This window comes from Pseudomonas sp. MH10 (assembly GCF_034353045.1).
Lineage (GTDB): Bacteria > Pseudomonadota > Gammaproteobacteria > Pseudomonadales > Pseudomonadaceae > Aquipseudomonas.
This window is the reverse complement of record NZ_CP133783.1, coordinates 4,611,160-4,623,762: the sequence shown is the minus strand read 5'-3', so window position 1 is coordinate 4,623,762 and position 12,603 is coordinate 4,611,160. Positions and strand designations below refer to the sequence as shown.

Sequence of the window (12,603 nt, the reverse complement as noted above, 5' to 3'; positions counted from 1 at the left end):
ACATCATGCTCGGCCTGAACCTGGTTAAACAGGGCCAGGCCAATCATTAGGGCCCGGAACACTCAGAGCGCCTTGACCTCGAAGATTTCCACTTCGAAGCTTAGTGTCTTGCCGGCCAGCGGGTGATTGAAGTCGATGGTCACTTGAGCATCATCAAACGCTTTGACGATGCCCGGCAGTTCAGTGTTGGCGGCGTCGTTGAAGATAACCAACAAGCCGTCAGACAAATCCATGCCCTCAAACTGCGAGCGCGCAATGACCTGGACGTTTTGCGGGTTCGGCTGACCGAACGCGTTTTCCGGCAACACTTCAACAGTGCGCTTGTCACCCGCTTTGAAGCCGAATATCGCCAGTTCGAAACCTGGCAACAGGCTGCCGTCGCCGACCTTGAAGGTGGCCGGCGCTTTTTCAAACGTGCTGTCGACGGTGTCGCCATTTTCCAGGCGCAAAGCGAAATGCAAGGTGACTTCCGTGTTCTGGCCGATGCGTTGCTCGTTCGACGAGCCTTGGGCCAACGACTGTTCAGTCATGAACGGGTTCTCCAGATTTTTTACTTTTGAACATGTCCAGCGCCAACATAATTGCGCCTACCGTAATCGCGCTATCGGCAAAGTTGAACGCTGGGAAATACCAGCGGTTCTGCCAGTGCACCAGAATAAAGTCGATAACATGACCCAGCACGATACGGTCATAAAGGTTGCCCAAGGCGCCCCCCAAAACCAGCGCCAATGCAACGGCCAGCCAGGTTTCACCCCGGCCAAGACGTTTCAACCACACCACCAGCACCGCGCTGACCACTACCGCGATCAAGGCGAACAACCAACGCTGCCAGCCGGAGCTGTCGGCGAGGAAGCTGAATGCCGCCCCGGTGTTATAGGCCAGGGTCCAACTGAAATAGTTCGGAATGACGATGATTTGCTGATAAAGCGTCAGCCCGTGCTCAAAGTAGAACTTGCTGATCTGGTCAATGACCAACACCAGCACGCTCAACCAGAGCCAGCTCAAGCGGCCTGCGTTAGGCATAGTGACGCACCTCGCCTTTGCCACTGATGTTATCGACACAACGACCACAGATTTCCGGGTGCTCAGGATCAACCCCGACGTCTTCACGGTGGTGCCAGCAACGGGCGCACTTCGGATGACCCGACTTGACCACTTTCAGTTTCAGCCCAGCGACTTCGGTAACAACCGCGTCGGCTGGCGCATCGATGAATGGCGCAACGGTAGTGGTGGAGGTGATCAGCACGAAACGCAATTCGTTGCTCAGCTTCGACAGGTCAGCGACCAGCGAATCTTCAGCGTACAAGGTTACTTCTGCTTGCAGGTTGCCGCCGATGGCTTTGGCTGCACGCAGGTTTTCCATCTCTTTGTTGACCGCAACTTTCACCGCCATGATCCGCTCCCAGTAGGCGCGATCAAGCTCAAAGCCTTCTGGCAATTCGCTGAGACCTTCGTACCAGGTATTGAGCATCACCGATTCGTTGCGTTCGCCTGGCAGGTACTGCCACAGCTCGTCAGCGGTGAAGGCAAGGATCGGAGCTATCCAACGCACCAGCGCTTCGGAAATGTGGAACAGCGCCGTCTGGCATGAGCGACGCGCGGTGCTGTCGGCGGCCGTGGTGTACTGACGGTCCTTGATGATATCAAGGTAAAAACCGCCCAACTCCTGCACGCAGAAATTGTGCACCTTGGAATACACGTTCCAAAAGCGGTATTCGCCGTAGTGCTCTTGCAGCTCACGTTGCAGCAGCAAGGCGCGATCCACCGCCCAACGGTCCAGCGCCAACATTTCTTCGGCAGGCAAGATGTCGGTGGCCGGGTTGAAACCGGTCAGGTTCGAAAGCAGGAAGCGTGCAGTGTTGCGAATCCGCCGGTAGGCGTCCGCGCTACGCTGCAGAATCTGGTCAGAAACCGCCATTTCGCCCGAGTAATCGGTGGCCGAAACCCAAAGACGCATGATGTCGGCGCCCAAAGAGTCGTTGACCTTTTGCGGCGCGACGACGTTGTTGAGCGATTTCGACATCTTACGACCGTTCTCGTCGACCACGAACCCGTGGGTCAGCAGTTCGCGGTACGGCGCGTGGTTGTCGAGCATGCAACCGGTCAGCAACGAGGAGTGGAACCAGCCCCGGTGTTGGTCCGAGCCTTCCAGGTACAGGTCAGCCCGAGGGCCGCTTTCGTGGCCCATCGGATGGGAACCACGCAGAACATGCCAGTGCGTGGTACCTGAGTCGAACCAAACGTCCAGCGTGTCGGAAATCTTGTCGTATTTCGGCGCTTCATCGCCCAGCAACTCGGACGCGTCCATCTTGAACCAGGCTTCGATGCCTTCTTTCTCAACACGCAGCGCGACTTCTTCCATCAGCTCGACCGTGCGTGGGTGCAGCTCGCCGCTTTCCTTGTGCAGGAAGAACGGGATCGGCACGCCCCAGTTGCGCTGACGGGAAATGCACCAGTCTGGACGGTTGACGATCATCGAGTGCAAACGCGCCTGACCCCAGGCCGGAACGAAGGCGGTGTCTTCGATGGCTTTGATTGCGCGTTTGCGCAAGGTGTCGCCCGTGGTCGGCTGTTTGTCCATACCCACAAACCACTGCGCTGTGGCGCGGTAGATCAGCGGGGTTTTGTGGCGCCAGCAGTGCATGTAGCTGTGGGTGATGACTGCGGTGTCCAACAGGGCGCCGACTTCAGCCAACTTGTCGATGATGTTCTGGTTGGCCTTGAAGATGAACTGGCCACCGAAGAACTCCAGCGAATCGACATACACCCCGTTGCTTTGCACTGGGCTGAGGATGTCGTCGTTGGTCAGCCCGTAACTTTTGCTGATTACAAAGTCGTCGACACCATACGCCGGCGAGCAGTGAACCACACCGGTACCAGCGCTCAATTCGACGTAGTCAGCCAGGTACACCGGCGACAGGCGGTCATAGAACGGATGGCGGAAATTAATCAGTTCCAGCTGTGCGCCGGTGGTGGTAGCGACCACCGAACCTTGCAGGTTGTAACGGGCAAGGCAGGCCTCGACCAGCTCTTCAGCCAGCACCAGGTATTTGTCACCCACATCAACCAACGCGTAGGTGAACTCTGGATGGACGTTCAGCGCCTGGTTAGCCGGAATGGTCCACGGGGTGGTGGTCCAGATCACGATGGAGGTCGGCTTGGCCAGCGTTGGCAGACCGAACGCAGCGGCAAGCTTGGCTTCATCAGCGATGGGGAACGCGACGTCGATAGTGGAAGACTTTTTGTCCTGATATTCAACTTCCGCTTCAGCCAGGGCCGAACCGCAGTCGAAGCACCAGTTCACAGGCTTAAGGCCCTTGAACACGAAACCGCCCTTGACCATTTCAGCCAAGGCGCGGATTTCTCCGGCTTCATTGGCGAAGTCCATGGTGCGATAAGGGTTGTTCCAGTCGCCCAAGACACCCAAACGGATGAATTCCGCTTTCTGGCCTTCAATCTGCTCGGCAGCGTAGGCACGGCTGAGTTCACGAGTCTTGTCCGCAGGCAGGTTCTTGCCATGGGTGACTTCGATTTTGTGTTCGATCGGCAGACCGTGGCAGTCCCAGCCAGGAACATAAGGTGCGTCGAAACCCGAAAGGGTTTTCGAACGGATGATCATGTCCTTGAGAATCTTGTTAACGGCGTGACCGATGTGAATATTGCCGTTGGCATACGGAGGACCGTCGTGCAGCAAGAACTTTGGACGATCTTTGCCAATCTCACGCAGCTTCTGGTACAGGCCAATGCTGTCCCAGCGCTGCAGAATTTGCGGCTCGCGCTGTGGCAGGCCGGCCTTCATTGGGAAGGCGGTGTCCGGAAGGTTTAGCGTGGCTTTATAGTCGGTCATTTAAGGCTCTTAATTAGCGATTAGCGCTACAGATGTTACTTGCGCCAATGGGCACGTGCGGTGGCGACATCCGCATTGATCGCCGTCTTCAGCGCCTCCAGAGAGGCAAATCGCTGCTCATCACGCAGCTTTTGGTGGAAAGCCACCGTCAAACGCCGGTCATAGAGATCGCCGGTAAAGTCCAGAATATGTATTTCCAAGTGGGCATTGCCGTCACCGGCAACGGTTGGACGCACGCCAATATTGGCGACCCCCGGCCAGGTCTTGCCGTCAATCTCCGTGCTCACTAGGTACACCCCGGTAAACGGCACGCGACGACGCTTGAGTTGTACGTTGGCGGTGGGCGCTCCCAACTGCCGGGCCAGTTTCTGACCATGCAAGACGCGCCCGGTAATTCGGAACGGCCGGCCTAACAAGCGCTCGGCCCATGCAAAATCTGCAGCGGCCAGGGCGTCTCGAACTTTCGTGCTGCTGACCCGAACGCCATCAATTTCTACCGTCTGCGCCGCTTCCACAGTGAAACCCTGGGTCGCGCCTGCTTGTTGTAGAAAGTCGAAATCACCCAGCCGGTCGCAGCCGAAACGGAAATCGTCACCCACTTCCAGATGCTTCACGCCAAGGCCGTCAACCAGAATGGTGTTAACAAACTCGGCAGCACTGAGTTTTCTCAAGCGTTGATTAAAGGCCAGGCACAGCACCAGATCAACGCCCTCCTTCGCCAACAATTCGAGTTTGTCACGCAGGCGAGTCAAGCGTGCCGGCGCCGTTTCGGGGGCGAAGAACTCGCGCGGCTGCGGTTCAAAAATCACTACACAGCTGGGCAGGCCCAACTCGACGGCGCGTTCACGCAGTCGCGCCAGGATAGCCTGGTGACCACGGTGAACACCGTCAAAGTTGCCAATAGTGGCGACACAGCCCCTATGCTGGGGGTGCAGATTTTGGAGGCCTCGAACCAGCTGCATAACGCGCTTCTTGCTCATAAAGTGGCCGATTATAACCACACCAGGCCCGGTACGACAGGCAACAGTCCCAGGCAAAACATATGCAATGGCCTTGGGACGCGAAAAATCGACGAATCTTGCTTACATAATCGCCTTGCGAGCAAAGTCCTTCAAACGAAAGCCCAACAGCAGCAGCACACCGAAATACGTCACCACACCCGCCGCCACCAGTGCGCCCAAGCGAAGCAGTCGCTCCAGCATGCCGCCTTGGTCCCACGCCGGCATCAAGTGCATCAGCCCCAGCAACACACCAGACATGACCAACACCGCGACGATCAACTTGGATAAAAAAGCCGTCCAACCGGGCTGTGGCTGAAATAAATCCTGCTTACGCAGTTGGTAAAAAAGCAGACCGGCGTTGATGCACGCCCCGACGCTGATCGCCAACGCCAGACCGGCATGGTGCAGCGGGCCAATGAAGGCCAGGTTGAGCAGTTGAGTAACAATGAGGGTGAAGACAGCGATTTTCACCGGGGTACGGATATTTTGTTGCGCATAAAACCCTGGCGCCAACACCTTGATAACGATGATTCCCAGTAATCCCACCGAATACGCGACCAATGCGCGCTGAGTCATTGACGCGTCGAATGCATCAAACTTACCGTATTGAAACAACGAAACTGTCAGCGGCTCAGCCAGCAAGCCAAGCGCCAAGGTGCACGGCAACACCAACACGAAGCACAGCCGCAGCCCCCAATCGAGAATCCGCGAATATTCATGGCGGTCTTTGCTGGCATAGGTTTTCGACAGCACCGGCAACAGAATCGTACCCAGCGCTACCCCGAGAACCCCGGAAGGCAGCTCCATCAAGCGGTCGGCGTAATACATCCACGAGACCGAACCCGCTGCGAGGAAGGAAGCGAAGATGGTGTTGATGATCAAGGAAATCTGACTGACAGAGACCCCGAGAATCGCCGGTAGCATCTGTTTCATGACACGCCAGACGCCGCTGTCCCGCAAATTCAGGCGCGGCAAGACCAGCATGCCTATTTTCTTCAGGTGCGGCAGTTGATACAGCAACTGCAACAACCCCCCCACCAATACAGACCAGCCGAGGACCATGACCGGCGGATGAAAATACGGCGTCAGGAACACCGCAAACACAATCATGCTGAGGTTAAGCAGGGTCGGCACGAACGCCGGCACCGAGAAGCGATTCCAGGTATTGAGGATCGCTCCGGCCAGCGAAGACAAGGAAATGAGCAATATATAAGGAAAGGTCACCCGGAGCAGATCAGTGGTCAGGGCAAATTTTTCCGGCGTATCGGCGAAACCGGGGGCCGTTATCCAAATCACCCAGGGTGCCGCGATGATCCCCACTAACGTCACAACCGCCAATACCAGCGTCAGCAAACCACTGACATAAGCGATCAGCGTGCGCGCAGCCTCCTCGCCCTTTTGATTTTTATATTCAGCCAGAATCGGCACGAACGCCTGGGAGAACGCGCCCTCGGCAAATATTCGACGCAGCAGATTGGGCAGTTTAAACGCAATAAAAAACGCATCCGTCGCCATCCCTGCGCCAAAAGTGCGCGCAATGATGGTGTCCCTCACGAAGCCCAAAACGCGGGAAACCATCGTAATAGAGCTGACGGCAGCTAGTGATCTGAGTAGGTTCATTGAAAGAGTTTTGCGCCTTGGCTAAAGGACCCGCCATTGGGCTGTCCATTTATGCGATACTCCGCGCCGCAGCAGCACAGAGCCAAAGCCCGCGAGTTTACAGGTCGCACGCTGGAAATAAATAACCCGGCGTTGCATTAGCACCACTCAGCGGAACGCATCATCTGCCCTTGACAAGACATCAACTCGTCGGCATGATTCGCGGCCTATTTTGTTTGCTAATTCCCAAGTCTTTCGAGGAGCTCGACGGTGGCCAACACACCTTCCGCCAAAAAACGTGCAAAACAGGCTGAGAAGCGTCGCAGCCACAACGCCAGCCTGCGTTCCATGGTTCGTACTTACATCAAGAATGTAATTAAGGCCATTGACGCAAAAGACGCTGAAAAAGCGCAAGCTGCTTATGTTCTGGCTGTGCCAATCATCGACCGTATGGCCGATAAAGGCATCATCCACAAGAACAAAGCTGCTCGCCATAAGAGCCGCCTGAACGGTCACGTCAAGGCTCTGAACCTTGCTGTTGCTGCTTAAGCGATAAGCTTTTAAAAAACCGACCCTAGGGTCGGTTTTTTATTGCCCAGAAGAAACCTGTAGATACCGTCTTGAGGGGATTATTGCGCTGGCGGAGCAGACACCCATGGCAGGATCGGAATCGCGGTCACGGCGTTTTGCGGGCTGCCTTCGATGATTCGGTCGCTATAGACCAGGTACACCAAGGTGTTGCGCTTTTTGTCGAGGAAACGAACCACTTGCATGGTTTTGAACACCAGCGACGTGCGCTCCTTAAACACCTCGTCGCCGTCCTTCAACGGCTCCGTAAACTTGATCGGCCCCACCTGACGACACGCAAGGGATGCCTCGGCACGGTCTTCAGCAAGACCCAAACCACCTTTCACTCCGCCCGTTTTCGCTCGGGACAGGTAACAGGTCACGCCTTCGACCTTGGGATCATCAAACGCCTCGATCACAATCCGGTCGTTCGGGCCGACAAACTTGAACACCGTCGACACCGAACCGATCTCTTCCGCCGAAGCCAGCAACGGAACAGCCAACAAAACACCCAACAACCCACATACGATTCGCATAGCATCTTCCTTAATGAAGCGTCGCCACTCAGACCAGAATCAAATTGTCGCGATGCACCAGCTCCGGCTCGGCCATGTAGCCCAACACGCGAACGATGGCATCAGAAGACTGGCCAATTATTTTTTGTGCTTCCAGCGCACTGTAGTTACTCAAGCCCCGAGCTACTTCACGACCGTCCGGAGCGACACACACCACCATTTCGCCCCGTCGAAAGCTGCCTTGGACCAGCTTTACACCCACTGGCAACAAGCTTCGATGACCCTCCGCCAGCGCCACAACCGCGCCCGCGTCGAGCACCAGGGTGCCACGGGTTTGCAAATGCCCGGCAAGCCATTGCTTGCGTGCCGCGAGCATTTCGCGCTCGGGAGACAGCAATGTGCCCAGTTGCTCGCCCTCTTTAAGACGCGCCAAGACACGATCAATCAACCCGCCGACAATCACGGTATACGCGCCCGAACGTGCAGCCAGCCGCGCGGCACGCAACTTAGTCTGCATGCCGCCACGACCCAGTGCGCCGCCAGTGCCGCCAGCGACAGCGTCCAGCGCCGGATCGTCGGCACGCGCCTCGTGAATCAGCTTGGCATTGGGGTTATTGCGAGGGTCCGCATCGAACATACCGTCGCGGTCCGTGAGGATTACCAACAAATCAGCTTCGACTAAATTGGCCACCAGCGCCGCCAGCGTGTCGTTGTCGCCGAAACGAATCTCGTCGGTGACCACGGTGTCGTTTTCGTTGATCACCGGGACTACGCCCAGGTCGACCAGCGTGCGCAAAGTGCTACGAGCGTTCAGGTAGCGCTTGCGGTCGGACAGGTCGTCGTGAGTCAGCAAAATCTGCGCAGTATGGCGGCCGTGCTCAGCAAAGCTGGATTCCCACGCCTGTACTAGCCCCATCTGGCCAATGGCGGCCGCAGCCTGCAGCTCGTGCATGGCGCTGGGCCGAACGGTCCAACCCAAACGACTCATGCCAGCGGCGACAGCACCGGAAGACACCAGAATCAGTTCGACGCCCGCTTCTTGCAGCGCCACCATCTGTTTGACCCAGACCGCCATTGCCGTCCGATCCAGCCCTTTGCCGTCAGCCGTCAGCAGCGCGCTGCCGATTTTCACGACCCAGCGCTGGGCACCTGTCACTTTGCTGCGCATCATCTTCCAACCTTAGCCAGAGAATTTTGATTAATTCGAGATACAAAAACGCCGCTAATAATAGCGGCGTTCAGTTTACTGCACCCGATCAGTCACGGACGTAAATGATTTCCGGACCGTCTTCATCGTCCTCATCGTCATCGCCCCACACATCTTCTTCGGCGTCGTGCACGCTCTTCACACCCGTGCGGCGCAAGGTGCGCGCATCATCCAGCGCTTGCAACTGAGCGCGCGCTTCGTCTTCGATGTTCTGATCCAGTTCGGCCAATTCACGGGCGAAGACAGGGTCTTCAACGATACGCAGGTTACGCTCTTCGAGGTAACGCATGATGTCGCGGCTAAGCTGCTCGGTGCCCTGCTTGGAGATAGCCGAGATCACATAGACCGGGCCCGTCCACTCCAAACGGTCAACGATTTCCTTGACCCGCTCTTCATGCTCTTCTTCGAGGATCTGATCGCACTTGTTCAGCACCAGCCAGCGATCACGATCAGCCAGTGACGGGCTGAACTTGACCAACTCGTTAACGATAACCTCGGCTGCGTCAGGTGCGCTGGTTTCATCCAGCGGCGCCATGTCGACGAGGTGCAGCAGCAAACGCGTACGCGCCAAGTGCTTGAGGAAACGGATGCCCAGGCCTGCGCCGTCGGAAGCGCCTTCGATCAAGCCAGGGATGTCAGCGACCACGAAGCTTTTCCAGCGGTCAACACTGACGACGCCCAGGTTCGGGATCAAGGTAGTGAACGGATAGTCCGCCACTTTCGGCTTGGCCGCTGAAACGGAGCGAATAAACGTGCTTTTACCCGCGTTCGGCAAGCCCAACAACCCAACGTCCGCCAGCACTTTCAATTCCAGCTTAAGGTCACGCTGATCGCCGAATTTGCCTGGCGAGGTCTGACGTGGCGCTCGGTTAGTACTGGATTTGAAACGGGTGTTGCCCAGACCGTGCCAGCCGCCGCTCGCTACCAGCAGACGCTGGCCCGCCTTGGTCAAGTCGCCGATGATTTCCTGGGTCGCCGCATCGATCACTGTGGTGCCTACCGGTACGCGCAGCACCATCTCTTCGCCTTTCTTCCCGGTGCAGTCTGCGCTGCCACCGTTGGAACCGCGCTCAGCGTCAAAGTGACGGGTGTAACGGTAGTCGACCAGGGTGTTGAGGTTTTCGTCGGCGATCATGTAGATCGAGCCGCCATCACCGCCATCACCGCCGTTAGGGCCGCCGTTTTCAATAAATTTTTCGCGACGGAAGCTCATGCAACCGTTGCCACCATCGCCTGCTTTTACTCGAATCGAAACTTCATCAACAAACTTCATTTTGAAAGCACGCCTCTCGCCACAGGGACGAGCTGAATAGTACAAAAATATAAGACTCTTGCCAAAAATGAGCGTTGCGATACCGATCAGAAACCAGCGACCTCAGAGGTCCACATCACAACAGCCCGCACAAACAGTTTTGCAAGAGACTCACCTACGCCTACAAACAAAAAAGCCCCGTCGCGAGACAGGGCTTTTCCAGCAACTACGTAATTATGCAGCGACGACTACTGCAGCTGCAGTCTTCGGAACGATGCTTACGTAACGACGACCGAAGGCGCCTTTAACCTGGAACTTGATCACGCCTTCCACTTTCGCGAACAGGGTGTGATCTTTACCCATGCCAACGCCGTAGCCAGCGTGGAATTGGGTGCCGCGCTGACGCACGATGATGTTGCCCGGAATGATTGCCTGGCCGCCATACATCTTGACGCCAAGGCGTTTGGCCTCTGAGTCACGACCGTTACGGGTACTACCACCAGCTTTTTTGTGTGCCATGAGTTCAATACTCCAAATAGAGGATTAGGCTGAATTAAGCCTGAATACCGGTGATTTTGATCTCGGTGTACCACTGGCGGTGGCCCATACGCTTCATGTGGTGCTTACGACGACGGAACTTGATGATGCGGATTTTATCGTGGCGACCTTGGGAGATCACCTCAGCAACAACGGTTGCGCCTACAACGACAGGAGCGCCGATGTTGACTTCTTCGCCGTCGCCGATCAACAAAACACGATCAAAAGTCACGGATTCGCCGGTAGCGATTTCGAGCTTTTCGATCTTCAGGTATTCGCCCGGGGCGACTTTGTACTGCTTGCCACCGGTAACAATTACTGCGTACATGGTATTTCTCCGTTAATCCTGCTCACCCAGCTCTTTATAAGTAGAGTATCGGCTGGCATGGCTGCGTTGGGCTGGAGGGCCCGTTGCAATTGCGTAAGGCAGGTGCTGCCCAGGAAAGTTAGGGTGCGCGATTGTACGCAAGGCGCAAACGCGATGCAAGTGCCTAAACGTCATGCCTTGACAGGTTCCGGCCCTGCACCTAGCATGCCGCGCAACCCTTCTGGAGCACCTGTCGCTGATGCAACCCCAAGCTTTCTACCGCGCGGTGGCGGACGACTTTAGTGCCGTTGACGTCATCATCAAGAAGCAGCTGGCTTCGCGTGTGCCGCTGGTGTCCAAAATCGGCGACTACATTACCTCGGCTGGCGGTAAGCGTCTGCGTCCTTTATTGGTCTTGCTGTGTGGCAAGGCGCTGGGTCGCGAAGGTGACGATCTGCGCCTGCTGGCGGCGACCATCGAGTTCCTGCACACCGCGACCTTGCTGCACGACGACGTCGTTGACATGTCCGGCATGCGCCGTGGCCGTTCCACCGCCAATGCCTTGTGGGGCAACGCTCCCAGCGTTTTGGTCGGTGACTTCCTGTATTCGCGCTCCTTCGAGATGATGGTCGAATTAGGCTCGATGCCAGTGATGAAAATCCTGTCCAAAGCCACCCGCGTGATTGCCGAAGGCGAAGTGTTGCAGCTGTCGAAGATTCGTGACGCCAGCACCACCGAAGAAACCTACATGGAAGTGATTCGCGGCAAGACAGCCATGCTGTTCGAAGCCTCGACCCACAGCGCTGCGGCCCTGTGCGAAGCCTCACTTGAGCAAAGCGAAGCCCTGCGCACCTTTGGCGACCATCTGGGTGTAGCGTTTCAGTTGGTCGATGACCTACTGGATTATCGCGGCGACGCTGAAACCCTGGGTAAAAACGTCGGTGATGACTTGGCCGAAGGTAAACCTACCTTGCCGCTTATCTACACCATGCGCGAAGGCACCCCGGAACAGGCCGCCCTGGTACGCCAGGCTATCCAGAAAGGAGGCCTTGAAGACCTCGAAAGCATCCGAGAAGCCGTCGAAAATGCGGGCGCCCTGGATTACACCGCGCAGTTGGCGCGTGACTACGTAGCCCGCGCCATTGCCTGTCTCGACGTACTGCCTGCTAGCGAATACCGCGACGCATTGATAGAACTGAGTGAATTCGCGGTAGCGCGTACGCACTAATCCCACCGGTACGTGTGATTTCCTGTAGGACCGAATTTATTCGGGAATCGGACGACGCGGTTTGTCTGGAACACCGCGTCGCGGCTTTCGCGAATGAATTCGCTCCCACAGAGATTTGCCCCTCGCCAGCAAGTTGGCTACAGAAAAATTCCGCTGCTCTGCCGCTAGCTGTCTTTCCCACAAAATATCCAATAGTCCCTTGCTATTATCGAAATAAGAATTATTCTCATTAAAACTCAGAGGAGATGAGACATGACTTATTTGATCGATGCATGGCTGGACCGCCCACATCCGTACCTGCGAATTCTTCACCGGGAAACGGGAGAAGTCTGTGCAGTGCTGGGGGAGGAGGCGCTGGGTGAATTACGTGATCAGGGCGATCTGGATGTCACGGACCTAAGTTCGAATGAACCCGGCGTACTGAAGGAAACGGTGCGTAATTTGTTTCTGTTTTGCTACGCCCGGGCATTACGACCTGCCGGTGAGCTGCACTGAACATGGGGTTTGGCAACGGCCTCTCCAACCACGATTGCTGAACGAATC

The 12,603-nt window shown here is 56.4% G+C and carries 13 protein-coding genes; 3 read left to right on the top strand and 10 right to left on the bottom strand.

Annotation, left to right across the window (positions count from 1 at the left end; all coding sequences use genetic code 11):
- Nucleotides 1-62: 62 nt before the first annotated feature.
- The 5 genes from RHM59_RS20740 to murJ form a co-directional block, all read right to left on the bottom strand.
- Nucleotides 63-530 (bottom strand): peptidylprolyl isomerase, encoded by a 468-nt coding sequence (locus tag RHM59_RS20740; protein ID WP_322166124.1) that lies wholly within the window; start codon nucleotides 528-530, stop codon nucleotides 63-65.
- A complete protein-coding gene (gene lspA / locus RHM59_RS20735; protein ID WP_322166125.1) occupies nucleotides 523-1,023 on the bottom strand; it encodes a signal peptidase II in 501 nt (166 codons plus the stop codon). The genes RHM59_RS20740 and lspA overlap by 8 nt, the downstream gene beginning before the upstream one ends.
- Complete coding sequence (ileS, locus tag RHM59_RS20730) at nucleotides 1,016-3,847, bottom strand: isoleucine--tRNA ligase (protein WP_322285302.1); 2,832 nt, start codon at nucleotides 3,845-3,847, stop codon at nucleotides 1,016-1,018. Before ileS ends, lspA begins: the two co-directional genes overlap by 8 nt.
- Before the next feature lie 35 nt (nucleotides 3,848-3,882).
- The gene (gene ribF / locus RHM59_RS20725; protein ID WP_322166127.1) at nucleotides 3,883-4,809 is read right to left on the bottom strand and encodes a bifunctional riboflavin kinase/FAD synthetase; all 927 of its coding nucleotides are present in this window, start codon (nucleotides 4,807-4,809) and stop codon (nucleotides 3,883-3,885) included.
- A gap of 120 nt (nucleotides 4,810-4,929) precedes the next feature.
- The gene (gene murJ / locus RHM59_RS20720; protein ID WP_322166128.1) at nucleotides 4,930-6,468 is read right to left on the bottom strand and encodes a murein biosynthesis integral membrane protein MurJ; all 1,539 of its coding nucleotides are present in this window, start codon (nucleotides 6,466-6,468) and stop codon (nucleotides 4,930-4,932) included.
- Between the two features lie 249 nt (nucleotides 6,469-6,717).
- Between murJ and rpsT the strand changes: the two genes are divergently transcribed.
- Nucleotides 6,718-6,996 carry a 30S ribosomal protein S20 gene (rpsT, locus tag RHM59_RS20715; RefSeq protein ID WP_322166129.1) on the top strand — a complete coding sequence of 93 codons (279 nt, stop codon included), beginning with the start codon at nucleotides 6,718-6,720 and terminating at the stop codon, nucleotides 6,994-6,996.
- Nucleotides 6,997-7,076: 80 nt separating this feature from the next.
- Here rpsT and RHM59_RS20710 read toward each other — a convergent pair whose 3' ends face one another.
- From RHM59_RS20710 to rplU, 5 genes are all read right to left on the bottom strand, one after another.
- On the bottom strand, nucleotides 7,077-7,550 hold the full coding sequence (locus tag RHM59_RS20710) for a CreA family protein (protein WP_322285301.1): 474 nt from the start codon (nucleotides 7,548-7,550) through the stop codon (nucleotides 7,077-7,079).
- Nucleotides 7,551-7,578: 28 nt separating this feature from the next.
- Complete coding sequence (gene proB, locus RHM59_RS20705) at nucleotides 7,579-8,697, bottom strand: glutamate 5-kinase (RefSeq protein ID WP_322171154.1); 1,119 nt, start codon at nucleotides 8,695-8,697, stop codon at nucleotides 7,579-7,581.
- An 88-nt stretch (nucleotides 8,698-8,785) separates the two neighbouring features.
- Nucleotides 8,786-10,009 carry an Obg family GTPase CgtA gene (cgtA, locus tag RHM59_RS20700; protein WP_322166131.1) on the bottom strand — a complete coding sequence of 408 codons (1,224 nt, stop codon included), beginning with the start codon at nucleotides 10,007-10,009 and terminating at the stop codon, nucleotides 8,786-8,788.
- 213 nt (nucleotides 10,010-10,222) lie between these two features.
- Nucleotides 10,223-10,507 (bottom strand): 50S ribosomal protein L27, encoded by a 285-nt coding sequence (gene rpmA, locus RHM59_RS20695; RefSeq protein ID WP_297836646.1) that lies wholly within the window; start codon nucleotides 10,505-10,507, stop codon nucleotides 10,223-10,225.
- Nucleotides 10,508-10,541: 34 nt separating this feature from the next.
- Nucleotides 10,542-10,853 (bottom strand): 50S ribosomal protein L21, encoded by a 312-nt coding sequence (gene rplU, locus RHM59_RS20690; protein WP_322166132.1) that lies wholly within the window; start codon nucleotides 10,851-10,853, stop codon nucleotides 10,542-10,544.
- Between the two features lie 238 nt (nucleotides 10,854-11,091).
- On the opposite strand from rplU, the gene RHM59_RS20685 reads away from it, so the two are divergent.
- Together RHM59_RS20685 and RHM59_RS20680 are read left to right on the top strand one after the other, a co-directional pair.
- Complete coding sequence (locus RHM59_RS20685; RefSeq protein WP_322166133.1) at nucleotides 11,092-12,060, top strand: polyprenyl synthetase family protein; 969 nt, start codon at nucleotides 11,092-11,094, stop codon at nucleotides 12,058-12,060.
- Nucleotides 12,061-12,312: 252 nt separating this feature from the next.
- The gene (locus RHM59_RS20680) at nucleotides 12,313-12,555 is read left to right on the top strand and encodes a hypothetical protein (protein WP_322166134.1); all 243 of its coding nucleotides are present in this window, start codon (nucleotides 12,313-12,315) and stop codon (nucleotides 12,553-12,555) included.
- The last annotated feature ends 48 nt before the right edge of the window (nucleotides 12,556-12,603 follow it).

Coding starts and splice junctions, on each gene's coding strand:
- murJ (WP_322166128.1), bottom strand. CDS start 6,468: ATGAACCTACTCAGATCACTAGCTGCCGTCAGCTCTATTACGATGGTT.
- cgtA (WP_322166131.1), bottom strand. CDS start 10,009: ATGAAGTTTGTTGATGAAGTTTCGATTCGAGTAAAAGCAGGCGATGGT.
- ribF (WP_322166127.1), bottom strand. CDS start 4,809: ATGCAGCTGGTTCGAGGCCTCCAAAATCTGCACCCCCAGCATAGGGGC.
- RHM59_RS20740 (WP_322166124.1), bottom strand. CDS start 530: ATGACTGAACAGTCGTTGGCCCAAGGCTCGTCGAACGAGCAACGCATC.
- rpmA (WP_297836646.1), bottom strand. CDS start 10,507: ATGGCACACAAAAAAGCTGGTGGTAGTACCCGTAACGGTCGTGACTCA.
- RHM59_RS20710 (WP_322285301.1), bottom strand. CDS start 7,550: ATGCGAATCGTATGTGGGTTGTTGGGTGTTTTGTTGGCTGTTCCGTTG.
- rplU (WP_322166132.1), bottom strand. CDS start 10,853: ATGTACGCAGTAATTGTTACCGGTGGCAAGCAGTACAAAGTCGCCCCG.
- RHM59_RS20685 (WP_322166133.1), top strand. CDS start 11,092: ATGCAACCCCAAGCTTTCTACCGCGCGGTGGCGGACGACTTTAGTGCC.
- proB (WP_322171154.1), bottom strand. CDS start 8,697: ATGCGCAGCAAAGTGACAGGTGCCCAGCGCTGGGTCGTGAAAATCGGC.
- lspA (WP_322166125.1), bottom strand. CDS start 1,023: ATGCCTAACGCAGGCCGCTTGAGCTGGCTCTGGTTGAGCGTGCTGGTG.
- ileS (WP_322285302.1), bottom strand. CDS start 3,847: ATGACCGACTATAAAGCCACGCTAAACCTTCCGGACACCGCCTTCCCA.
- RHM59_RS20680 (WP_322166134.1), top strand. CDS start 12,313: ATGACTTATTTGATCGATGCATGGCTGGACCGCCCACATCCGTACCTG.